The 23007-nt window shown below is 72.3% G+C and carries 15 protein-coding genes; 10 read left to right on the forward strand and 5 right to left on the reverse strand.

Translation table 11 applies throughout. The features are described 5' to 3' along the window. Window positions 1-65: 65 nt before the first annotated feature. From ACSDR0_RS29405 to ACSDR0_RS29415, 3 genes are read right to left on the reverse strand one after another with little or no spacing between them, the layout of a single operon-like run. The gene (locus ACSDR0_RS29405; RefSeq protein WP_435292148.1) at window positions 66-3476 is read right to left on the reverse strand and encodes a condensation domain-containing protein; all 3411 of its coding nucleotides are present in this window, start codon (window positions 3474-3476) and stop codon (window positions 66-68) included. After that, a complete protein-coding gene (locus tag ACSDR0_RS29410; protein ID WP_435292149.1) occupies window positions 3473-5965 on the reverse strand; it encodes a non-ribosomal peptide synthetase in 2493 nt (830 codons plus the stop codon). Before ACSDR0_RS29410 ends, ACSDR0_RS29405 begins: the two co-directional genes overlap by 4 nt. 56 nt (window positions 5966-6021) lie before the next feature. After that, a complete protein-coding gene (locus ACSDR0_RS29415; protein ID WP_435292150.1) occupies window positions 6022-6234 on the reverse strand; it encodes an MbtH family protein in 213 nt (70 codons plus the stop codon). A 118-nt stretch (window positions 6235-6352) separates the two neighbouring features. Here ACSDR0_RS29415 and purF point away from each other — a divergent pair, with 118 nt between their 5' ends. From purF to ACSDR0_RS29435, 4 genes are read left to right on the forward strand one after another with little or no spacing between them, the layout of a single operon-like run. Beyond that, window positions 6353-7852 (forward strand): amidophosphoribosyltransferase, encoded by a 1500-nt coding sequence (purF, locus tag ACSDR0_RS29420; RefSeq protein WP_435292151.1) that lies wholly within the window; start codon window positions 6353-6355, stop codon window positions 7850-7852. Window positions 7853-7884: 32 nt separating this feature from the next. Next, entirely contained in the window at window positions 7885-8583 is a 699-nt protein-coding gene (locus ACSDR0_RS29425) for a class I SAM-dependent methyltransferase (protein WP_435292152.1), read from the forward strand. Continuing rightward, window positions 8580-9908, forward strand: coding sequence for a DegT/DnrJ/EryC1/StrS family aminotransferase (locus ACSDR0_RS29430; RefSeq protein WP_435292153.1), 1329 nt, complete (start codon window positions 8580-8582; stop codon window positions 9906-9908). The genes ACSDR0_RS29425 and ACSDR0_RS29430 overlap by 4 nt, the downstream gene beginning before the upstream one ends. A gap of 52 nt (window positions 9909-9960) precedes the next feature. Next, on the forward strand, window positions 9961-10977 hold the full coding sequence (locus ACSDR0_RS29435; protein ID WP_435292154.1) for a hypothetical protein: 1017 nt from the start codon (window positions 9961-9963) through the stop codon (window positions 10975-10977). Window positions 10978-10985: 8 nt separating this feature from the next. Here ACSDR0_RS29435 and ACSDR0_RS29440 read toward each other — a convergent pair whose 3' ends face one another. Continuing rightward, window positions 10986-12458 carry a cation:proton antiporter gene (locus ACSDR0_RS29440; protein WP_435292155.1) on the reverse strand — a complete coding sequence of 491 codons (1473 nt, stop codon included), beginning with the start codon at window positions 12456-12458 and terminating at the stop codon, window positions 10986-10988. Window positions 12459-12694: 236 nt separating this feature from the next. Between ACSDR0_RS29440 and ACSDR0_RS29445 the strand changes: the two genes are divergently transcribed. The 3 genes from ACSDR0_RS29445 to ACSDR0_RS29455 are packed head-to-tail and all read left to right on the forward strand — an operon-like array spanning window position 12695 to window position 16160. Next, window positions 12695-13411 (forward strand): LmbU family transcriptional regulator, encoded by a 717-nt coding sequence (locus ACSDR0_RS29445; RefSeq protein WP_435292156.1) that lies wholly within the window; start codon window positions 12695-12697, stop codon window positions 13409-13411. Between the two features lie 14 nt (window positions 13412-13425). After that, window positions 13426-15408, forward strand: coding sequence for an AMP-binding protein (locus tag ACSDR0_RS29450; RefSeq protein WP_435292157.1), 1983 nt, complete (start codon window positions 13426-13428; stop codon window positions 15406-15408). Beyond that, entirely contained in the window at window positions 15405-16160 is a 756-nt protein-coding gene (locus ACSDR0_RS29455; RefSeq protein ID WP_435292158.1) for a thioesterase II family protein, read from the forward strand. The genes ACSDR0_RS29450 and ACSDR0_RS29455 overlap by 4 nt, the downstream gene beginning before the upstream one ends. A 28-nt stretch (window positions 16161-16188) precedes the next feature. Here ACSDR0_RS29455 and ACSDR0_RS29460 read toward each other — a convergent pair whose 3' ends face one another. Further along, window positions 16189-17547 carry an MFS transporter gene (locus tag ACSDR0_RS29460; RefSeq protein WP_435292159.1) on the reverse strand — a complete coding sequence of 453 codons (1359 nt, stop codon included), beginning with the start codon at window positions 17545-17547 and terminating at the stop codon, window positions 16189-16191. A gap of 70 nt (window positions 17548-17617) precedes the next feature. Between ACSDR0_RS29460 and ACSDR0_RS29465 the strand changes: the two genes are divergently transcribed. The 3 genes from ACSDR0_RS29465 to ACSDR0_RS29475 are packed head-to-tail and all read left to right on the forward strand — an operon-like array spanning window position 17618 to window position 22917. After that, window positions 17618-18427, forward strand: a complete 810-nt coding sequence (locus ACSDR0_RS29465) for an FkbM family methyltransferase (protein ID WP_435292160.1) — start codon at window positions 17618-17620, stop codon at window positions 18425-18427. After that, complete coding sequence (locus tag ACSDR0_RS29470) at window positions 18424-19656, forward strand: cytochrome P450 (protein ID WP_435292161.1); 1233 nt, start codon at window positions 18424-18426, stop codon at window positions 19654-19656. Before ACSDR0_RS29465 ends, ACSDR0_RS29470 begins: the two co-directional genes overlap by 4 nt. Window positions 19657-19668: 12 nt before the next feature. After that, window positions 19669-22917, forward strand: coding sequence for a non-ribosomal peptide synthetase (locus ACSDR0_RS29475; RefSeq protein WP_435292162.1), 3249 nt, complete (start codon window positions 19669-19671; stop codon window positions 22915-22917). Window positions 22918-23007: the final 90 nt, after the last annotated feature.

Raw genomic sequence — 23007 nt, forward strand, 5'->3', positions numbered from 1 at the left:
TCGGGAACACGCTTCGGTGAGGCGGCCTCTCCCCGCCAGGAGGCCGCCTCACGATGTGCGCCCAGTCAGGCGAGCAGCTCCGAGAGCCTGGTCTCCGGCTCCACCACCGCCCGGGTGAGCAGCGCCGCCACCCGCTCCAGGCGGTCCTCGACCTCCTTGCGGTCCCACAGCTCGACGGCGTACTCCAGATCCAGCACGACCCGCTCCCCCGCCATCCCCGCGTACATCTCCAGCTCGTAGCGGTTGGCCCGGGTGTGCACGTAGTCGAACCCGACCTCGCACCCGGCCAGCTCCGGGATCGCGGGCCCGTCGCCCGCCCAGTCGGACGTCACCTGGAACAGCGGCATCCTGCGCGGATCCGGGTGGATCCTCAGTGCCCGCACCACCTCGTTGAACGGGGTGCTCTGATGGGCGTACGCCTCCAGCACGGCCCTGCGGACCCGCCCCGTCAGCTCGGCGAAGGTGGGATCGCCGCCGCAGTCGACGCGCAGCGCCACCATGTTGACGAAGCAGCCCACCACACCCTCCAGGCCGGGCAGCGGCCGGTTGTCGGCGGTGGTGCCGATCACCACGTCGTCCTGGCCGCTCCACTGCGCCAACATCGCCGCGAACGCGGCCGTCACCAGCATGTAGGGCGTGGCCCTGCTCTGCCTGGCCAGCGCGAGCAGCCGCCGCGACTCCGCGTGCGGCAGGTGGTGGGCGATCATCTCGGTGTCGCGGCTCTCGCGCCGACCGTCGCGCGTCCTGGGCAGGGTCAGCTCGGGCGCCTCGCGCAGCCGCTCCCGCCAGAAGCGCTCCGACGCCGCCGCCTCGGGCCCGCCGAGCCAGGCCTGCTCCCAGGCCACGTAGTCGGCGAAGCGCAGGTGCGGCGCGCCGGGCGCCGCGTCCCGCTCGGAGTACAGGCGGCCCAGCTCGCCCACGAGCAATCCCATGGACACGCCGTCGGTGACCAGGTGGTGCTGGACGAGCGCGAGGACGTGGTCGTCCTCGCCGAGCCGGTAGAGGACGGCCCGTACGAGCGGCGCGGTGGACAGGTCGAAGCCGGCGTCGGCGTCGCGCGCGGTGCGGCGGGCCGCCTCCCGCGCCCGTTCCTCCTCCGGCAGGCCGGTGAGGTCCTCGACGGGCAGCTCGACGCGCACGCCGGGGTCGAAGCGCAGCACCGGCACGTCGCCGACGAGCGCCACGCGGGCGCGCAGGTTCTCGTGCCGCGCGACCAGCGCGTCGAACGCGCCGCGCAGGGCGTCCACGTCGAGCGGGCCGCGCACCCGGTAGGTGACGGCGGCGATGAAGTCGCGGGCGTCACCGCCCGCCAGCTGCTCGTTGATCCAGATCTGCAGCTGCGCGGTGGACAGCGCGCTGGTGTCGGGCTCCTCACCGTCCCGCTCGATCTTCCCGGGCTCCCCGATGGGGACCGTACGGCCCGCGCGACCGGCGCGGCCCGCGTCGCCGAGCGTGTGCTCCAGCGCGGGGTGCTTGGCCGCCATGTAGTCGGCCAGGTCGGCGGGCGTGCAGTTCTCGAACAGGGCCATGAGCGGTACGCGCACGGCCAGCACGGAGGCGATCTCGCGTACCAGCCGGGCCGCCAGCATCGAGTGGCCGCCCAGGGCGAAGAAGTCGTCGTCGGGCTCCACCTCGTCGAGGTTCATGACGCGCGCCCAGATGACGCAGAGCGCGGCCTCCAGGGCGGGCAGCTCGGTCCGCTCGCCGCGCTCGCCCGCGTCGGGCAGCCTGCCGGTCTCGACGCGGCCGTCCTCGGCGCGCGGGATGTGGTCCACCGGCACGATGACGGCGGGCACCATGTACTGCGGCAGCCGCTCGACGAGGGTGGCGCGCAGCGCGTCGGGCGGCGGCCCGGCGACGGTGTAGGCGACCAGCTCGCGGCCCGCGCCGCCCTCGACCGCCACGACGGCGGCGTCCCGTACGACGGGATGGGCGCGCAGGACCTCCTCGACGTCCTCCAGCTGCACCTGGAACGGGCCGATGCCGACCAGCCGGTCCTCGCGCCCGCGCTCGACCACCCGCCCGTCGGGCCTGCGGATGGCCAGGCGGCCGGTGGGACCGGACCTGTTCTCGCCGCCGGGGCGGCGGACCAGCTGGCCGACGGCCCCGGCGGGCAGCACGTTGCCGTCGTGGTCGAGCACGGTCACGTCGCCCTGGGTGAGGGTGGCCCGCTCCTCCGGGGTGATCATCGGGATGTCCGCCAGGGGCTGGGCGGGGTCGTCGGCGACCGCCCGCAGCACCCGGTCGTAGTGGCGCATCACGCGGGCGATCGTGGCCTCGTGGAAGAGGGCGTCGTCGTACTCGACGAAGAGGTCGACCCGGTCACCCCGGCGCACGGCCTCGACCGCGACGTCGAAGCGGGACCGGCCGCGCGTCACCTCGACCTCGGCGGCGGGCACGCCGCCGATGGAACGCTCGGCCGCCCCGGCGTCCCACATCGTGAAGACGACCTGCACGAGAGGGGTGTGCCCGGCGTCGCGCTCGGGCTGCAGGAACTCCACGAGCTTCTCGAAGGGCACGTACTGGTGGTCGAAGGCGTCGAAGGCGGCCTCGCTGACCGCGTCGGCCAGGTCGGTGAAGGGCATCTCGCCTGCGGGGCGCAGCCGCACGGGCACGATGTTGGCGAAGAAGCCGAGCGCGCCGTCGAATTCGTGCCCGGGACGGCCGGGGGCGCCGGTGCCGAGCACCATGTCGCCACGCCCCGTGTAGCGGTAGACGGTGGCGGCGAAGGCGGCCAGCAGCACGGTGAAGACGGTGCCGCCGACCCGTTCCGCGACCTCGCCGAGCGGGCCCGTCAGGGCGGGGTCGAGCGGGAAGCGCTCGCGCCTGCCCGCGCTGGCCCGGCGGCGCGGCCTGGGCCGGTCGGCGGGCAGTTCCAGCACGGTGGGCGCGCCGTCGAGCTCGCGCCGCCAGTGGTCGACGTCGGCGGCCAGGCGGCCCCCGGCGAACTGCTCGCGCTGCCAGCGGGCGAAGTCACCGTACTGGGCGGGCGGCTCGGCGGAAAGTTCGCCCCGGTAGGCGGCGTCCAGCTCGTCCAGCAGCAGGTTCATCGAGAACCCGTCGCTGATGATGTGATGGACCCCGAGCACGAGCGCCTGCCTGCCCGCGCCGAGCGTGACGAGCGAGGCGCGCAGCAGCGGCCCCGAGGCCAGGTCGTAGGGGGCCTCGGCGACCTCGCGGGCGTACTCCATGAGCGCCTGCTCGCCGCCGACGGCCGCCTCGCGCAGCACGGGGCCCCGGTCCCAGACCGCCTGCACCGGTTCCGCGCCCTGGTAGACGAAGGTGGTGCGCAGCACGTCGTGCCGCGCGACCACCTGGTCCAGCGCCCGCCCGAGCCTGGCGGCGTCGAGCGCGCCGTCCAGGACGAGCACCTTCAGCTCGTTGTACGAGCCGTTGCCCGGATCGTCCTGCTCGACGAACCAGAGCTGCTCCTGGAGGTAGGACAGCGGGGCGGTGCGGACGGGCAGGCCGGTCACGACGGCCCCTCCGTCTTTCTCGCGATCACCCAGAGGAAGCGCGACTCCCCGAGCGGTGTCCGCTGCGCCACGACCTCGTCGCGCTCGGAGACCAGGCCCGCCTCGCGCAGCAGGCGCAGGTTCTCCTCGGTGGGGAATCCCGAGAAGAACATGGTCGAGCCGAACCACTCCTCCACCGCGCCGGGGATGTCCTCGGTCATGAGCGTGGCCAGCAGCAGTCCGCCCGGTTTCAGCCAGCGGGTGATGCCCTCCAGCAGGGTGGGCAGCTCCTCCCTCGGCAGGTGGGTGAGGGTGTAGATGGACACGACCGCGTCGAAGGAGGCGTCGGGGAACTCCGCCTCGGCCATGTCGGCCTGGACGAGCGTCGCGCCGGGCAGGGTCTTCTCGGCGAGCTTGAGCTGCTCGGCGGAGATGTCCACGGCGGTGAGGTCGTGCGCCTCGGCCAGGCGGCGCGACGACTCGTGGCCGCCGCCGACCCCCAGCTCCAGCACGGCCGCGCCCTTCCCGGGCAGCATCCCGAGCAGGTGGTCGGTCCAGGTCATGCGGGGGCCGTCGGAGAACTCCGACTGGAAGGCGGCGTAGCGGTCGGCGATGTCGTCCCAGCCCTCGCGGACGATGTCCTTGATGTCGGAGCGGACCTCGGAGTCGACGGCGTCGGCGACCCCGGCGATGGTGGGCCGGTCGAAGAACTCGACGACCGGCACCTCGATGCCGAAGATCGTGCGTACCCTGCCGAGGAGCTGGATGACCTGGATGCTGGTGCCGCCCAGCTCGAAGAAGTGGTCGTGCGGGCCGAGGGAGTCGACGCCGAGCAGCGGTTTCACGATCTCCTCGGCCACCCTGCGCCGGGTCGGCGTCCACTCGGCGTCCTCGGTGCTGCCCGCGCTGCCCGCGCTGCCCGCGCTGCCCGCGCTGTCGGCGCCACCCGCGGTGCCGGTACGCCGCCCCCTGGCCTCGGCCAGGGCGTCGCGGTCGACCTTGCCGGTCGGGGTGAGCGGGATCTCGGGCACGTGGACGAACTCGTTGGGCACCAGGGGGGCCGTCAGCCACCGGGCCGCGGTCTCGCGCAGCTCGGTCACGCCGGGCGGTTCCTCGGCGGTGGAGACGACGTAGGCGATCAGGCGGGCGTCGCCGTCGTCGCGCGCCTCCGCCTCGACCACGGCGTGCGCGATGTCCGGGTGCCTGCAGAGGGTCGCCTCGATCTCCTCCAGCTCGACGCGGACGCCGCGGACCTTGACCTGGCGGTCGGCCCGCCCGGCGAAGACCAGCTCGCCCTCGGGGGTCCAGCGCACCAGGTCGCCGGTGCGGTAGAGCCGCTCGCCGGGCGTGGTGGCGAACGGGTCGGGGACGAAGGAGGCCGCGCTCGTGCCGGGGCGTCCCAGGTAGCCGCGCCCGAGGCCGGGGCCGCCGACGTACAGCTCGCCGACCGTGCCGATCGGTACGGGGCGCATCGACTCGTCCAGCGCGTAGGCCCGATGGTTGGGCATGGCGCGGCCGATGGGCGGCGACGCGTCCCAGCTTCCCTCGCACTCCTGGGTGATGACGCCGACGGTGGTCTCGGTGGGCCCGTAGCTGTTGACGAACCTGCGTCCGGCCGCCCAGCGGGTGGTGAACTCGCCCGAGTAGCTCTCGCCGCCGACGGCGATGACCCGCAGGTCGGGGAAGTCGCCGGGCTCCAGCAGCCTCAGCACGCCGGGGGTGCCCATGTAGACGGAGATGCGGCGCTCGCGCAGCAGGTCGCGGAAGCGCTCGGAGGAGGTGCGGGTCTCGGTGGAGGCGACGTGCAGGGCGGCTCCCGACAGCAGCGCCCCGAAGGCGTCGAAGGTGGAGACGTCGAAGGCGATCGAGGAGAACTGCACGAAGCGGTCCCGCGGCGAGAGCCCGTACAGGTGCTGGGCGCCCCGGACGAACGCGGTGACCGCGCGGTGCTCGATGAGGACGCCCTTGGGCACCCCCGTGCTGCCCGAGGTGTACATGACGTAGGCCAGGTTGGCCGGGTGCAGCGGCACGCCGGGGTCGCTCTCGTCGCCCCCCGGGTGGTCGTCGACGTTCACGACGCACCACGGGCCCGGCGGCACCTCGGCCTCGGTGGTGGAGTCGGCCAGCACCACGGCGGTGCCGGCGTCGCGCAGGATCGCCTCGACCCGCTCGGGCGGGTTGCCCTCGTCGACCGGCACGTACGCGCCCCCGGCGGCCAGCGTCCCGAACATGGACACGACCATGCCGGCCGAGCGGCGCTGGTAGATGGCGCAGCGGTCCTCGCGGCGCAGGCCGAGGCCGAGCAGGTGCCCGGCCAGGCGGTTGGCGGCGCGGCGTACCTCGTCGTAGGTGAGGGCCGTGCCCTCCTCGTCCGTCAGCGCCGTGGCAGCGGGCGACCTGGCGACCTGGGCGGCGAACCGTTCGATGACGGTCGCCGGCTCGTCGGCCAGCTCGGTGCGGTTCCACTCCTCGACGACCAGGCGCGCGTCGTGCTCCTGGATCGTGTCCATCGGCTCCTCCTTAAGGGGACCGTCCTCGGGGGACCGTTCGTCGGCGGGCCTGCGGGTCAGGACCCGTCGCCGTCCATCCAACGGCGCAGGCTCAGGGGGCGCATGTCCGTCCAGACTTCCTCGATGTGGGCCAGGCACTGCTCGCGGGTGCCGCTGTGCCCGACACTCCGCCAGCCCTCGGGAATGTCACGGTCGGCCCACCATATGGAGTACTGCTCCTCGTGATTGCGCACCACTGTGTACTCGGCGGTCTCCACTGACTCGGCCATTCGAGTCTCCTTTGCTTCATTCGCCATTCGACACGACGTTGCAATCAAACAATGCCATGGTCAAGCAGAAGCGATTTAACGCACTTTCCGGAAAATGTTAGGGTTTTGAAGGGGAGCTATGTGTGGAATAGCCGGCGTATCTGTTCTCGACGGGACCGCCGGGCAGCCGGCCTTCGACGGGCTCGTCACCCTGCAGCACCGCGGCCAGGAGTCGTGGGGCATCGCGGTGGCCGGGCCGGGCGGCGTGGAGGTCCGGCGGTCGCTGGGATTCGCCTCGCGCTCGGACTGCGGTGACTCGGCCCGCGACGACTGGCCCGCCGGGAGGCTGGCGGTCGCCCACACCCGTTACTCGACCACGGGCGCCACGCTGCTGGAGAACTCCCAGCCCTTCGTCCACGAGGCGCGGCGCATCGCGCTGGCGCACAACGGGGACCTCACCAACGCCGCCGACCTGCGCGCCCGGCTCGGCCGCGAGGGCTACGGGTTCCGCTCGACCAGCGACTCCGAGGTCATCCTCGCCCTCCTCGCCGGCACGGCCCCCGCTCTCGGCTCGTCGAGCCCCTCCCTGAGCCTCCCCGGCTCCCCGGACGCCCGGAACGGCGGCCTCTCCGACGCCGGCCCGATCGTGGCGGCGGTCGCGCGGGCCATGCGGGTGCTGCGGGGCGCGTACTCGGTGGTGTGCGCCGTCGGCGACCGGCTCGTGGCCTTCAGGGACCCGCACGGCATGCGCCCCCTGGTCGCGGGGTTCGCCGAGGGCAGGGCGGTCGTCGCCTCGGAGACCTGCACGCTCGACGCGCTCGGCTGTTCCGAACAGCGGGAGGTGGAGCCGGGCGAGCTGCTGATCCTGCGCGACGGCCGCCTGACCGGGACGCATCGGGTGGCCGACCCCGCCCCGCGCAGCTTCTGCGTGTTCGAGCACCTCTACCTGACCAGGCAGGACTCCAGGATCGACGGCGCCAGGACCGGTGCGACGCGGGTGGCGTTCGGCGAGCGGCTGGCACTGGAGTCCCCGGCGGACGCCGACCTGGTCGTGGCCGTCCCCGCCTCCGGCGTGCCCGCCGCCCGGGGGTACGCGCGGGCGGCCGGGCTTCCGCTGGCCGGGGCGCTGGTCCGCGACGAGCAGGTGGGCAGGACGTTCATCGAGCCCGACCAGCGGCGGCGTGAGCGCAAGCTGAGGCGCAAGTTCTCCATCGGCTCGCCGGTGGACGGGGCCAGGGTCGTGGTGGTCGACGACTCGATCGTGCGCGGGTCCACCATGCGGCGCATCGTCACGCTGCTGCGCGAGTCGGGGGCGAGCGAGGTGCACGTGCGCATCGCCGCACCGGCGTTGATCGCGCCCTGCCACTACGGGGTCGACATCGTCGACACCGGCGAGCTGGTGGCGACCGGCCGCGAGGTCGAGGAGGTCTGCCGGATCATCGGCGCGACGAGCCTGGCGCACCTGTCGGTGGCGGGCATGCGCCACACGGTCGGGAGCACCGCGGGCGAGGGACTGTGCGAGGGCTGCATCACCGGCGAGTACCCCACCCCGGTGGGTCCTGGGCGCGACAAGTTGAAGCTCGTACCCGCACAGGCCCCGCGGCACGCGGCGCCTCCGGCGGCCGTCCACCCCCGTTGACGGTGATCAAGGCCGCGCCTAGCCTCCGCCAAATGGGACCTAACACACAGCCGAACGGCTACGACGACGGTGGTTGCGACGCCCGCTACACCAGGACCGCCTGCCTGTGGGGACGCAGGCCGGACCAGATCTCCGACGCCCTGGGGGACGCGCTCTCCCTGCCCGCGGCACCCGAGGAGATCGGCCCGCCCGCCACTCCGCCCGGCGCGGGCGCGCCCGCCGTTCTCGACGTGGGGTGCGGCGAGGGGCGCAACGCGGTGCGGCTCGCCCAGCGGGGCGCGCGGGTGCTGGCGATGGACGTGTCGGCCGCCGCGCTGGAGAACGGCGCGCGGGCGTGGGGCGACGCCGGTGGGATCGAGTGGCGGCAGGGCGACGCGCGCACCGCCGGGCTGGAGCCCACCTCGCTCGACGGGGTGCTGGCGTGCAGCGTCCTGCACTGGCTGGAGGACGAGGAGCAGGTCGCCGACGTCGTCGCCAGGCTCCAGGCCGCGACCAGGCCGGGAGGGGTCAACGCCCTGCTGATGTTCAACCGCGGCCACGCCTACCTGCCTCCCGCCGGCGAGATGCGCATGCCGGTCCTGCTGCCCCACGACTGGTATCTCGCCAGGTACGCCGGGTGGACCGTGCTGAGCGCCACCGACACCGACTCCACGCACACGCACAAGGGCCACGAGGAGCCGCACACCCACGCGGTGACCAGGCTCGTGGCCCGCAAGGGGGGCGGCGCGTGAGCCCGCTGGGACCCGGCCGCGCGGACGCGCGGGGGACCGGGTTCACGGGCGCGCGAGGGACGCGGGGCGTCGAGCTCGGGAACCGCGCCGAGGACGGGCCGCTCTCCCCCGGCCCTTCGCACCCGCTCGAATGGCCGGTCTACGACGACGGCGTGGCGGCCAGGGTCGCCGAGCTGGTGACGCTGGGGCGCACGTTCGACTACGACTACGGTCCCGAGCTGGCCGAGCTGGAGCGGTCGTTCGCCGAGCGGCACGGCCGCGCCCACGCGCTGGCGCTCACCTCGGGCACCGCGGGGCTGCTGGCCGCCTACTTCGCGCTGGGCGTCGGGCCCGGCGACGAGGTGATCGTCCCGGATCTCACGTTCTTCAGCACCGCCTCGCCGCTGTTCCTGCTGGGCGCGGTGCCGGTGCTCTGCGACGCCGGCGACGCCAGCGGGAACGTGGCCGCGGCGGACGTGGAGGCGCTGGTCACCCCCCGTACGGTCGCGATCGTCGTCACCCACCTGTGGGGCCACAGCTGCGACATGGACGCCCTGCGCGCGGTGGCCGACCGGCGCGGGCTCGCCCTGGTCGAGGACTGCTCGCACGCCCACGGCTCCACCTTCCGCTCCCGGCCCGTGGGTTCCATGGGCGACATCTCGATCTTCAGTGTGGGCGGCAGGAAGCTGATCTCCGGGGGCATGGGCGGCATGCTCCTCACCGACTCCGAGGACGTCTTCGCCCGCGCCTGCCTGCTGACCAACTTCCGGCACCGCACCGACCTGACCATCGACGCCGTCCGCTACAAGCCGTTCCTGCTGACCGGTCTCGGCGGCAACTTCCGCATCTCCACGCCGGGCGCCGTGCTCGCCCAGAGCCACCTCGACCGCCTGGACGAGCTGGTGGAGCGCAGGGTGACCAACATGTCCGCCCTGGCCGCGGGGCTCGGCGAGCTCCCTGGCGTGCGCCCCTCCCCCGTCGCCGAGGGCGTCACGATGGGAGCGTGGTACGACGGTGTCGTCGAGGTGACGCCGGAGTGCCCGTTCAGCCGGGACGGGCTGGTGGCGGCCGGTCAGGAGCGCGGCCTGAAGGTGCGCGCCCCGGCCACCAGGCCGCTGCACGTCTTCCCGCTCTTCCAGGGCACCGCGCCGGACTGGTCACCCCAGGTCGCCACCGCGGTACGGGCGGCGGCGGCGGTGAACGACCGGCCGTTCCCGCGTTCCACGGAATTGTTCTCCCGGTGGATGAAATTGCCGGTGAATTTTCTCTGGGAAGCGAACTCGCCGCTGGTCGGCGCGTATCTCAAAGCGTTCGACGACGCATTCTCGATGGCGCGCACCGCGTAACGTCATTCCTGTTTCCAGCGTCGATTCCGGAGTAATCCACATGAGCCGACAAATGTCTCCCGTCATCCACGCCGTCGCCCCCACCAGCCTGGAGAGCTGGTTCGGCCATTTCGTCGACCTCGGCCCGCGGGACCGGACCGTCTTCACCGGCGAGGACCCCCACGTCGACCTGGCCCCGCTGCTCGACGCGATCGGCGGGGCGCCACGGGCGACGGTGGTCTTCCACTCCAGCCACACGACACTCGGCCGCGACCAGCTGCTGGCCTTCCGGCTCCGCGAGCTCGGCCACCAGGCCGAGTGCCAGTCGCGGCTGTGCGCCTCGCTGGGCAGCGACAAGATCCTGATGAAGGAGTTCTTCGACCGCTACCGCCTGGTCTCCCCGCCGTGGGCGCGGGCCGGCGAGCCGATGCCCGAGGCGGACCCCGACACCCCCGTGGTCATCAAGGACCGGCACGGCACGCAGAGCGTCGGCACCCGGCTGGCCCGCGCGGACGAGTGCCACCTGGCCCCCAACGAGCTGGGCGAGCTGTACGTCGACGGGGTCGAGTACTCGGTGCTGATCTACCGCGACGAGCACGGCACGGCGACGTTCCCGCCGGTGTGGAAGGGGGCGACCTCGCCGGACCTGGTCCCGCCGTGGCAGCGGCTGCGGCTGTGCCCCAGCCCGGCGCTCGGCGGCACGTGGGAGCGCAAGCTGCGGGCCGTCGGCAAGCGGCTGGCCGACCTGGCCGAGGCGCACGGCTACCTGGAGGTGGAGTTCCTGCTGACCGGGACCGGCGAGGTGCACCTGCTGGAGATCAACCCCCGGGTGTCGGGCACCATGCGGCTGGCCGCGATGGCGACCCAGCTGCCGATCTTCTCCCTGCACGCGCGGCCCGAGCTGCGCGACCACCTCTGCGCCGCCCGCTTCAGCGGCGAGGTCCCCTACAGCGGCGTCCCGATCACCGACGCCGACGGCGAGGTGTTCGCCACGTCCCGGCTCACCGTCGCCGGGGAGAGCCCCGACGAGGTCCGCGCCAAGCTGCGCGAGCTGGGCACGGAGCCCCGGGCGCTGCCCCGCGCCTCCTGACACCGTCCTCAGGCGGATCGGCGCACCGCCCCCGCTCCCTCGGGCTCTCCCGGCTCCCCCGGCCTCCCGTCCCGCGCCTCCCCGTCGCGCCGCGCGTCCCACCGGTCCAGCAGCCCCAGCAGGGGCGCGGTCGCGGCCGTGGAGACCAGGGCGACGATCACCAGCATCGTGAACAGCACCTGGGTGATGATGCCGAGGCTGAGGCCGATGCTCAGGATCACCAGCTCGGTCACCCCCCGGCAGTTCATCAGCACCCCGAGCCGCATGGCCTCCCCTCCCGGCACGCCCATCGGCCTGGCGATGACCAGCACGCCGCCGACCTTGCCCACCACGGCGACGACGAGGATCAGCAGGCACCAGCTCCACATGGTCAGGTCCTGGCTGAGCAGCCCGATCTGGGTGTTGAGCCCGACGAAGGCGAAGAAGGGCGGCAGCAGGAAGGAGGTGGTGAAGTCCTGGGTGCGCTCGCGCACCCGCCGCAGCCGCACGTCGCCGTCACGCGGGAACAGGGCGCCGAACAGGAACGCGCCGAAGATGAGGTGGATGCCGATCAGCTCGGTCAGCAGCCCGGAGACGAGCAGGCCCACGATGACGATGGGCAGGGTCGCCTCCTGGGAGAGCCCCCGGCGCAGCAGCCGGGTCAGCAGCGGCCGTACCACCCAGACCATGACGGCGGCGAAGGCGACGGTCAGGCCGAGCGTGCGCAGCGCCTCGGCGGGCGAGGAGCCCTTGGCCATGGTGACCGCCACGGCCAGCAGCAGCCACGCGGTCACGTCGGCGATGGCGGCGCAGGTGACGGTCAGCGCCCCGGTCGGGGTGTGGAAGAGGCCGCGTTCCAGCAAGATCCTGGCCAGTACGGGAAACGCGGTGACGCTCAGCGCGGCGCCGATGAACAGCGCGAAGACCGGGAACTCGACGGGCGCGGTCGCCAGCGGCGTGTAGATCAGCAGGGCCAGCGCGACCCCGAGCACGAACGGGATCGCCACGCTCGCCTGGCCGCAGAGCACCGCGACACGGCCCCGCCCGCGCAGCAGGTCGCCGCGGAGTTCCAGCCCGACCAGGAACATGAAGAAGGCCAGCCCGAACTGGGCCAGCAGGTTCAGGTACGGCATGACGGCGCTGGGGAACAGCGCGCGGTAGACCTCCGGCCACACGGCACCCAGCAGGGAGGGGCCGAGCACGATGCCCGCGGCCATCTCCCCGATCACCCGGGGCTGGCCCAGTCTCCGGAAGACGGCCCCGCCCAGATGGGCCAGCGCGACGACCACGGTGATGGACAGCAGCAGCAGGGGCGTGGCCGGCACCCTCTCCTCCCGTCCCGGCTCCACCGAGGGCACGGGGACGGGGCCGGTGGCCGTCCCCGGGTCGAGCGTCAGCATCAGCAGCGCGAGCACGGAGGGCAGCACGACGGCGAGACCGTACGCGATCAGGGAACGACGGAGCGTGCCCGTATTCGCGGACCGAAATCTTGTATACGTCATGGATCAATTCCATTTCCGAGAGGTTGAATTCCGAACCGGCGCGTATATCACAGAGCAAAAAAAATTGCCAAGCTGATTGAAGACTCAGCTGGTCAACGGCCCGATCCCCTCTTTCCGTTGTACATCAGGACGGCCAGACGAAAATTACTCATGATCGAAAGTGCGCTTCCGGAAACGACGGGTAAGGGATGAGCCTGACTCACTCCAAGTGCATAGAAATCCGGAGGAACAGTCGCATGCAGGTGCTCTCCCCCAACCGAGAGGCGAACCGCCAAGCCCCGCCCTCCAGTGATGAGAGGCCCCCCGTCCCGGCCCCCCGGCGCACCCCGTCCCCGGGCTCCAAACTGGCCCTGGACGCCTCCGCCAAGCCGCGGCGAACCGGGCTCCAGCTCCCGTCGAGCCTCCCCTTCGACACCTGGCGGCGGATCGGCCACCAGATCTCCCTGATCGCCGACTCCTCCGCCTGGTGGCTCGGCGACTGGCTGGTCTACGGCGAAACCGAATACACCGACCGTTACAAGAGAGCGGTCGAAGAGAGCTCTCTGGATATCCAAACCCTGCGCAATTACGCCTGGGTCGCGCGGCGATTCCCGGTATCCCGCCGGCGAGACAAGCTCAGCCTTCAGCACCACGCCGAAGTGGCCGCGCTTCCCGAGCACGAGCAGATGCTCTGGCTCGACCGCGCCGAACGCTTCAGCTGGTCCAGAAACCGTCTGCGCAGTCAGATAAAGGCACACCGCACCGCCGCCCTGTCCGCCTCGGGCCGGGAAGCGGAGGCCGCCAAGGAGAAGGCCGTCATCCACATCGACGTACCGGTCGACCAGGAGCAGTCGTGGCGTGACGCGGCGCGCCGGATGAACCGCAGCGTGGAGGAGTGGGCGAGGCTCATCCTCAACCAGGTCGCCACCGGCCAGATCCCCGCTCGCGGGATCCCCGACGCCAAGGCCGGGTGAGGAACGGAGGACAGGTGGACACCGTCCACACATTGTTCGAGAGAAAGGCGTCCGAGGCACCCGACAGGACGGCCCTGGTTTCCGGGGCCGTCCTGTTCACATATCAAGACCTCGACGCCCGTGCCAACGGCCTCGCCCGGTCGCTCCTGCGACGCGGCGTCGGCCCCGAGACCCTGGTCCCCCTGCGGCTGGACCGCTCCCCCGACCTGCTCGTCGCGCTGCTCGCCGTCTGCAAGGCGGGCGGCGCGGCGGTGCTGCTCGACCCCGGCTGGCCCGAGGACCGCGTCGCCGCGGTCCTCGACGGCGCTCCCGTGGTGATCGACGGCCCCCTCGACGCCGAGCCCTCCGCCGAGAGCCCCGGCATCCCCGTGCACGAGGACCAGCTCGCGTACGCGGTGCACACCTCCGGGTCGACGGGGCGGCCCAAGCTCGTCGGGGTGACCCACCGGGCGATCGCCCACCGGGTCGCCACTCACACCGAGGCGTACCGCATCACCCCCGCCGACCGCTCCAGCTGGCTGGCTCCCCCGGCCTCGTCGGTCTCGGTGGTGGAGCTGTGGCCGTACCTCTGCTCCGGCGCGAGCGTGCACGTCGCCGACGCGGCGACCGCGGGCGCGCCACCGGAACTGCGTGACTGGATGGTCGCCTCGGGGATCACCCGCGCGTACGTGAACATGCCGCTCGCCGAGCTGCTGTACGGCCTGCCGTGGCCCGGGGAGACGGCGCTGCGGCTCATGACGGTCGGCAGCGACGCGGTACGCGTGTGGCCCTCGCCCGGCCTGCCGTTCGAGGTCGCGGTGGAGTACGGCTCCGCCGAGGCCAACGGGGTGACGAGCTGCCTGGTCCCGCTGGAGGACCGCTGCACCTCGGCCACGGCCGACGAGGCCGCCAGGCGCGTCCGGCCCCCCATCGGGCGCGCCTGGCCCGGCGTCGGCGTCCCCGTCCTGACCTCCGGCCTGGAGCCGGTCGCGGCGGGCGAGGTCGGCGAGCTGTTCGTGTCCGGGCCCGAGCTGGCCCGGGGCTACCTGGGCGAACCGGCCCGCACCGCGGAACGCTTCCTGCCCGACCCCTCGGGCGGGGGCGGCCGCGTCTACCGGACCGGCGACCTCGTACGGGAGCGGCCGGACGGGCGGCTGGAGCACCACGGCCGCGTCGACCAGCAGGTCAAGATCCGTGGCCACCGGGTGGAGCCGGCGGAGGTGGAGGCCGTGCTGCTCGGACACCCCGCGGTGCGCGAGTGCGTCGTGACGGGTGTGCCCGGTCCCGGCGGCGACCTGAGACTGTGCGCCTACGTCGTCTACGCCGTCACCCCCGACGGCACCGCGAACGGTGCCGCGGACGGTGCCCTGGGCGGTGCCCTGGGCGGTGCCGCGGACAGCGCCGCGGACGGTGCCGCGAACGCCGCGGGCACCATCGCGGACGGCACCGAGGGCGGTGTCATGAGCGGCACCACCGGCGGCACCGCGAACGGCACCGAGGGCGGTGCCACGCGCGGGCCCCGGGCGGCCGGGGAGCTGCGCGCCTTCGCCGCGGCCCGGCTGCCCGGTCCGATGGTGCCGACCGCCTGGACCTCGATGGAGCGGCTGCCGCTGAACTCCAGCAACAAGGTGGACCGCCGCGCGCTGCCCGCGCCGTCCTGGGGCGATCACCCGGGAGCCGACGGCACGAGGCCCGCTCCCCCGGGAGCCGGCGGCACGAGGCCCGCTCCCCCGGGAGGCGACGGCGTGAGGCCCACTCCCCCCGGAGGCGGTGAGCGCGGGGAGAGCGCCGACCCGGTCACCGCCGGCGTGCTGGAGCTGTGGGAGCAGGAGCTCGGGGCGCGCGGCGCGCTGGGCGACCACTTCATCCGCTCCGGCGGCGACTCCCTGTCGGCCACCCGCCTCGTCGACCGGATCGGAAGCCGCTACGGCGTGCGGATCCGGTTGCGCGACTTTCTGCGGGCGCCGACCCCCGAGACCCTCATCCGGAACATCAAGGCGGAAGGAAAAGCGGGATGACCGAGAGGAAGCGGAGGAAGAGCCGCCCCACGTGGCTGCTGCGCACCCCCGACCCCGGGGCGAGGGCCAGGCTGTGGTGCCTGCCGTACCCGGGGTCGGGGGCGTCGATGTACCACGGGTGGCCTGCCGAGGTGGACGGGATCGAGCTGTGCCCCGTGCAGCTGCCCGGCAGGGAGAACCGGCTGCGCGAGCCGCTGTTCGAGAGCTACGCGGCCGTCGCCGCCGAGATGCTGGAAGGGCTGGAGCCCTACCTGGACCGGCCGTTCGGCTTCATCAGCCACTGCGGCACGGTCTTCATCGGCTACGAGGCGACGCTGCTGCTCATGGAGCGCGGCGGCCCGCTGCCCGGCCACCTGTTCGCCTCCTCGATGGTCCCGCCGCACCGGGCGTCGTGGCCGAGCATCCTCAAGCTCGACGAGGAGCAGGTGGGCGCGCTGGTGTCGGACCTCATGCGGGCGCGCGGGGCGGAGCCGCTGCCCGAGCTGGTGGAGATGGCCGCGGACGTCATGCGCGCCGACGTGGCCGCCTACGGCCGCTTCGACAAGACCGACCCGGTGGAGCTGCCGTGCCCGATCACCGCGATCGGCTGGGCGGGCGACACGCAGATCCCCCCGGAGCAGATGGCCGGATGGGAGTCCTACGGCGAGGCCCGCTACACCGTGCTGGACGGCGGGCACTGGAGCTACCTCCAGGCGCCCGCCGCCCTGCTGGACGAGATCTCGCGGAGCATGTCCGCCCGCATCCCCGGCTGAACAGATCGAACGGGTCGAACGGTTGACCTCAGGCGTCCTTGCCGTCCTTGCGCCCGCCGGGTCCATCGGCCTCGGCGGGCTCCTGGATGTCCTGCAGGAGCTCGGCGTCCTCGAGCCTGCGCAGGTTCGGCACCGGCGACAGGAACAGCAGGATGATCCACGGCAGCAGGAACGCGGCACCGACGTAGATGGCCGGCTTGACGCCGATCAGCTCGCCCAGCACCCCGGCCAGCATCGCGGCCAGCGGCAGGATGCCGAGGTAGACCGCGCGGCTCGCGCCGATGACCCTGCCCCGCAGGTGGTTGGGGATCACGTACTGGAAGAGCGTGAGCTGGCCGATGTTGCCGGCCACCACGCCGAACACCGTGACGAACCAGATCACCGAGAACAGGGTGATCTGCAGCCACTGCGGACCGGCCACGAACGGCGTGAAGCACAGCACCCGGAAGGCGATCAGCGCGGTCATGATGCCGCGCCCGTAACCGATCTTCTCGAACAGCTTGCTCGCGAAGACGGCGCCGACGACGCCGCCGATGCTGCCCACGGCGTAGATGAAGCCGATCCAGGTGCCCGACATGCCGAGTTCCTTGGCCGCGTACAGGATGAACAGGGTCAGGATCATCATCGACCCGAAGTTCGCCCCGGCGGAGTTGAGGATCAGCGGCCTGGCGTAGTCGTTGCGGTAGGTGACCTTCAGGCCGTGCTTGATGTCGTGGAGCATCGCCGCGACGGCGCCCCGGCCCTGGCTGCTCTGGCGCTCGACGGGCGGCTCGACGTGGCGGATGCGCGACAGGGCGAAGGCGGAGACGAGGAAGGAGATCGCGTCTCCCAGCATCACGTACGCCGGCCGGAACAGGTCGATGAGCACGCCTCCGGCGCTGGAGCCCGCGATGGCGCCCACCGACTCGGTCGCCGCCATCCGGCTGTTGCCGTCGACCAGCTGCTCCTCGCTCAGCAGGGTGGGCATGTAGGCGGCATAGGCGATCTCGAAGACCACCGAGAGGCCGCCGACCACGACAGCGACCACGTAGAGCACCCACATGTCCATGAAGCCGACGAAGGCCGCGATGGGGATGAGGGCCACGACCACGGCACGCCCGATGTCGGAGCCGACCATCAGGGGCCTGCGGCGGTAGCGGTCGATGAGCACGCCGGCGATCAGTGTCAGCAGGAGCGCGGCGATCGTGCGCATGGTGTTGAGCAGGCCGACCTCGAAGGAGCTGGCCTGCAGCATGAGGATCGCGGTCAGCGGGAGTGCCAGGGTGGTCAGCTCGGAGCCGAGGACCGAGATCGACTGACCGGCCCAGAGCCGGTTGAAGTCGGGGTTTCGCCAGAGAGAGGGCGGCTTTTCCCCCGGCGCCCTGACTTCCGTTCTCTGAGTGTCCATAAGATCGTTCCGTCCTTGTCGGGTTTCACCTCTGGTTGACTGTAATAAGGTTTTTGTTAAGGGTGATGATATGCGAAATCACCCGAGAGGCACACTGGAAAACAATCAGCGAGTACGCCAGATGACACTCCCCGACGGTCATGTGGTATTCCAGCTCAATCCCGCCGAGACCAGCCTGCAGTATCGCAGTATCGTGGGCGACAGAAGCTACTTCAGGCATGACGTGCGCCTTGAACCGGGAATGACGGTGTTCGACGTGGGCGCTAACATCGGAATCGCCGCCCTGGCGTTTCATTGGGAATGTCCGGGCACGCGGATTCTCGCGTTCGAGCCCGCCAGGCCGCTTTACGACGCGCTGTGCGCGAATCTGGCCGCCCACGGCCTGAACGCCAAGGCGTTCGACTGCGCGCTCTCCCATACCCCGGGTACGGCGGTTCTCACCGTCTACCCGGAGACCACCGCGATGTCGGGGATGTACACCGACGTCGACCACGACGCCGAGGTGACCAGAACGTTCCTGGCCAACAGCGGTTTCGCCCCCGAGGACGTGACCGACATGGCCGAGGGAAGACACGTCACGGAAAAGCAGGAGTGCCAGGTGCGGACGATCTCCGAGGTGATGGCCACCGAGGGCGTGGATCGCATAGGACTGTTGAAAATCAACGTCGAGAAAGCCGAATGTGATGTCCTGGACGGAATCGCTCCCGGCGACTGGGAGGCGGTCGACCAAATCGTCATGCAGGTCCACGACATCGACGGCAGGCTCGCGTCCGTGCGCGACGATCTCACCGGTCGTGGATTCCAGGTCGACATCGGCCAGGACCCCCTGCTGAAGGACACCGACATCTTCGACGTGTACGCGCGGAGGAATTCCCCATGACAGTGGACACGACCGTGAATCTGAACGATCTGGATCTGGCCGATCCGGACATCTACACGGCCCCCGACTCCGGTCTCGGCGTCCTGCATTACCTGCAGGAGCACCGGCCGATGTTCTGGAACAAGAGGTCCGAGGGGCCGAGCTTCTGGGCTTTCACCAAATACGCGGACGGCGTCGCCGTCTATCTCGACAAGACGAATTTCACCTCCGAGCGGGGCATGCAGGTCGGGCAGACCGAGTCCGCCGCCCGCGCCGCCGCGGGCAAGATGCTCATCGTCACCGACGGCCGCCACAGCCAGCTGCGCGACGTGATGAACCCCGCGCTCACGCCCCGGGTGGTCCGCCGCCTGGAGGGCGCGATGCGCGAGACGGTGGGCGGGATGCTGGAGGAGAACGCCCAGAAGGACTCCTTCGACTTCGTCGACACGGTGGCGGGCAGGCTCCCGCTGTCGGTCATCTGCGAGTTGCTGGGCGTGCCCCGCGCCGACTGGGACCTGATGATCCAGTGGACGCGCACCGCGTTCGGCTCCGCCACCTCCGACGACGTCATCTCCGACGCGGAGAAGGCCGAGGCGAACGCCAACATCTTCGCCTACTACGCCGATCTGCTGGCCGAGCGGCGCGACGACCTCGGTGACGACGTGATCAGCGTGCTGATCCGCGGCCGGATCGACGGGACGCCCCTCACCGACGAGGAGATCCTGCTCAACATCAACGGCCTCATCACCGGCGGCAACGAGACGACCCGGCACGCCTCGGCGGGGGCCGTCATCGCCCTGGTGGAGAACCCCGGCGAGTGGAGGCGGCTGCGCGAGGACCCCTCGCTCATCCCGACCGCCGTGGAGGAGGTGCTGCGCTGGACCGCCCCGAGCCTCAACGTCATGCGCACCGCGCTGCGCGACACGAAGATCGGAGACCAGACCATCCGGGCCGGTGAGCGGGTCAGCGTGTGGCACCCGGCCGTCAACCGCGACGAGGACGCCTTTCCCGACGCGCGCCGCTTCGACGTCGGGCGCACCCCCAACAGGCACCTCACGTTCGGCCTCGGCAAGCACCTGTGCATCGGCGCGGCGCTGGCCAGGTTCGAGCTGCGCGTGCTGCTGGAGGAGCTGACCGGCCGCGTGGCCCGCATGGAGCTCACCGGACCGGTCAAGCGGCTGCGCTCGAACCTCATGTGGGGCGTCGACCGCGTCCCCGTCCACCTCGAACTCGACCACGCCGGGCACTGATTGGAGCACCCCATGCCGGACAGTAAGACTGCGCTGTCGCCGATCCAGGAGAGCGGGTGGAGGTCCTACCGGGCAAAACCCGCCGGTGACCACACCGACCAGGTCACGCTCGCGGCGCGGCTGCGCGGGCCTTTGGACGAGAAGGCCCTGACCGCCGCGCTGGAACACGTGCTGGAAGCGCGCGAGGACCTACGGCCGGCGTCGCCCGGCGGCTCCGGGGCCGAGCCCCGGCCCGTCACCGTCCCCCCGCCGGTGGAACTGAGCAGGCACGACGCGAGCCGCCGCGAGGAGGCGCTGGCACGGCTCGTCTCCGAGCAGGTCAACCGGGGCCTCGACCTCGAAACCGGCCCGCCGGTCCGGATCGCCCTGGCGCGGATGGCCGACGACGACCACGCGCTCGTCGTGACGGCGCACCGGCTCGTGGCCGACGAGCGCGTCCTGGCGGGCCTCGCCGAGGAGATCTCCCGGGCGTACGAGGAGGCGTCGGGCATCCAGCGCGCCGTCTCTCCGAACGGCTCCCCCAACGGGCACAACCCCTCGAACGGCTCCTCGGGCGACCACCGCCCGGCACACGCTCCCGCCACTGACGTCGGCGGCGGCGACAACGGCGACGGCGGCGGGGAGGCCGCCGACCTCGCCTACTGGCGTGACCGGCTCGACGGCACGCCCCCCGCCCTGGACCTGCCCGCCGACCGGGGCCGTCCCGCCGTACCCGGCTTCACGGGTGCCCGGGTGACCTTCACCGTTCCGCCGGAGACGGCCGCGCGGGTCGAGGCCGTCGCACGCGAGGCCGGCGCGGAAAGCGTCACCCGGGCGGCGCGGGCGATGGCGCTGTCCCGCTGGTCGGGCCAGGACGAGACCGCGCGGGAGGCGGGCTCCGACACCGGGGCCGTCACGCTGGCCGCGTGGGCGGTCGCGCTGTGCCGCTGGTCGGGACAGGACGAGGTCGTGGTCGGCGTCCCCGTGCCGGACAGGGGGCGGGCTCCCGCGTTCCCGATCCGGATCGGCTGCGGGGGCGATCCCTCGTTCGCCGCCGTCGTCGCCCAGGTGCGCGACGCGCTGGACGAGGCGGCCGCGCACGGCTCCTACCCGGCGCACCGGCTGGCCGAGGAGCTGGAGCTGGACGTCTCCAGCGGCGTGCAGCCGCTCTACCAGGCGGAGTTCGACCAGGTGGCCCCGGCCTGGAGCGCGCTGCGGCTGCCGGGCGTACGGACCTCGGAGCTAACGGCCGGCCGTTTCCCGCTGGCCTCGGACCTGGCGCTGGTCCTGGTGCCGGGCTCGCTCGACGGGGAGATGCGCTACGGGCTCGACCTGTTCGACGAGCCGGGCGCCCGCACCAGGGCCGAGCAGTACGTCACCCTGCTGTCCGACGCCGTGCGCGACCCCGGGCGGCCCATCTCGTCGCTGTCCCTGCTGGACGCCGAGCAGTTGCGGCTGGTGGTCGAGGAGTGGAACCGCACCGAGACCCCGTTCGACGAGGGGGCCGGCGTCGGCGCCCTGTTCGAGGCGCGCGCCGCCGCCGCCCCGGACGCGCTCGCGGTCCTCGCCGGCGAGCGGCGGCTGACCTACCGGGAGCTGGACGAGCGCGCCAACCGGGTGGCCCACCGGCTGATCCGCGACGGGGTGCGGCCCGGCCACGTCGTCGGCTCGATGACCGGCCGCTCGGCCGAGGCGCTCGTCGCCTTCCTCGGCATCGTGAAGTCCGGCGGCGTCTACCTGCCGCTGGATCCGGCGCTGCCGCCCGACCGGCTGGGCTACATCCTCGACGACAGCGGCACCCGGCTCGTCCTCACCGGGGCCGAGCACTCCGGCCGGGTGCGTGACGACCGGGTGCGCACGATCGAGCTGGACGCCGAGTGGCGCACGATCGAGGCGGAGGAGCCGGGCACGAGCCCCGGCCTGACGCCCGCGCCCGACGCGCCCGCCTACCTCATCTACACCTCGGGCTCGACCGGGCAGCCCAAGGGGGTGGAGGTGCCGCACCGCGGCGTGAGCAACCTCGCCTCCACCCTGTCGCGGGAGTTCTCCCTGGCGCCCGACGACCGGGTGGCGCTGTTCGCCTCGCTCAGCTTCGACGCCTCGATCTGGGAGATCACGATGGCGCTGCTGAACGGGTCGGCGCTGTGCGTGCTGGACCCGTCGGCCATGACCCCGCAGGAGACGGCCAAGGCCATCCGCGACCAGGGGGTGACCGCGGCCACCTTCCCGCCGACGTTCCTCAGCACGCTCAGGGGCGACGAGCTGGACACGGTCAGGCTCATGGTCGTCGCGGGCGAGCAGTGCCCGACCGGGCTGGTGCGGACCTGGGGTCCTGGCCGTGTCTTCGTCAACGCCTACGGGCCGACGGAGACGACCGTGTGCGCCACGATGGGGGCCTGTGACCCCGCCGCCGCGTACGCGCCGCCGATCGGCCGGCCGCTGGCCAACTTCAGGACCTACGTGATGGACCGCTGGCTCAACCCGCTCCCCGCGGGCGTGCCCGGCGAGCTGTACGTCGGCGGCACCGGCCTGGCCCACGGCTACCGGGGCAAGCCCGGCCTGACCGCGCAGTCGTTCATGCCCGACCCGTACGGCCCTCCCGGCGCACGCCTCTACCGGACCGGCGACCTGGTCCGCTACCTGCCCGACGGCCGCCTGCAGTACGTGGGCCGGGTGGACCACCAGGTGAAGATCCGCGGTTTCCGGGTGGAGCTGGCCGAGATCGAGGCCGCGATCACCCGTTACCCGGGGGTGCGCGAGGCGGTGGTCAGCGTGCGCGACGACCGGCTCGTCGCCTACGTCGTGCTCGACGACGCCTCCAGGATCATCGCCGAGCGCAGCGGCCTGACCGGCGAGCTGCACCGGTTCCTGCAGGGCTCGCTGCCCGCGTACATGCTGCCCTCCTCGTACGTGACGCTGGACGCGATGCCGCTGACCTCCTCGGGCAAGGTGGACCGCCAGGCGCTGCCGGAGCCCGGCCTGGACGGTGGCGGGGACGGCGGTGACGACGACTTCGACGCGCCGCAGACCCCGACGGAGCAGACGATCGCCGGGATCTGGGCCGAGGTGCTGAAGCTCAAGCGGATCGCCCGCGAGGACGACTTCCTGGAGATCGGCGGTCACTCCCTGGTGGCCGCGCAGGTGATCACCCACGTGCGGGAGAGGTTCGCGGTGAACGTGCCGATCCGGGTGCTGTTCGAGAACCCGGTGCTCGCCGACTTCGCCGAGGCGGTGGACGGCGCCCTCGCCAAGGCGGAGGCCAAGGCCGCGGCGAAGGTCTGAGCAGGGGCTGAGCGGGGGCTCGGCCCGCCGGGCATCCCGCCGGGCGGGATGCCCGCGCATGACGAGGGCCCGTGAGGATGATCCTCACGG

The organism is Streptosporangium sp. G11 (assembly GCF_051192615.1).
Lineage (GTDB): Bacteria > Actinomycetota > Actinomycetes > Streptosporangiales > Streptosporangiaceae > Streptosporangium.

What these genes read in the sequence shown, in the direction of transcription:
- ACSDR0_RS29475 (WP_435292162.1), top strand. Translation starts at nt 19,669, where the DNA reads ATGCCGGACAGTAAGACTGCGCTGTCGCCGATCCAGGAGAGCGGGTGG.
- ACSDR0_RS29425 (WP_435292152.1), top strand. Translation starts at nt 7,885, where the DNA reads ATGGGACCTAACACACAGCCGAACGGCTACGACGACGGTGGTTGCGAC.
- ACSDR0_RS29455 (WP_435292158.1), top strand. Translation starts at nt 15,405, where the DNA reads ATGACCGAGAGGAAGCGGAGGAAGAGCCGCCCCACGTGGCTGCTGCGC.
- ACSDR0_RS29440 (WP_435292155.1), bottom strand. Translation starts at nt 12,458, where the DNA reads ATGACGTATACAAGATTTCGGTCCGCGAATACGGGCACGCTCCGTCGT.
- ACSDR0_RS29445 (WP_435292156.1), top strand. Translation starts at nt 12,695, where the DNA reads ATGCAGGTGCTCTCCCCCAACCGAGAGGCGAACCGCCAAGCCCCGCCC.
- ACSDR0_RS29470 (WP_435292161.1), top strand. Translation starts at nt 18,424, where the DNA reads ATGACAGTGGACACGACCGTGAATCTGAACGATCTGGATCTGGCCGAT.
- ACSDR0_RS29460 (WP_435292159.1), bottom strand. Translation starts at nt 17,547, where the DNA reads ATGGACACTCAGAGAACGGAAGTCAGGGCGCCGGGGGAAAAGCCGCCC.
- purF (WP_435292151.1), top strand. Translation starts at nt 6,353, where the DNA reads ATGTGTGGAATAGCCGGCGTATCTGTTCTCGACGGGACCGCCGGGCAG.
- ACSDR0_RS29435 (WP_435292154.1), top strand. Translation starts at nt 9,961, where the DNA reads ATGTCTCCCGTCATCCACGCCGTCGCCCCCACCAGCCTGGAGAGCTGG.
- ACSDR0_RS29415 (WP_435292150.1), bottom strand. Translation starts at nt 6,234, where the DNA reads ATGGCCGAGTCAGTGGAGACCGCCGAGTACACAGTGGTGCGCAATCAC.
- ACSDR0_RS29465 (WP_435292160.1), top strand. Translation starts at nt 17,618, where the DNA reads ATGCGAAATCACCCGAGAGGCACACTGGAAAACAATCAGCGAGTACGC.
- ACSDR0_RS29410 (WP_435292149.1), bottom strand. Translation starts at nt 5,965, where the DNA reads ATGGACACGATCCAGGAGCACGACGCGCGCCTGGTCGTCGAGGAGTGG.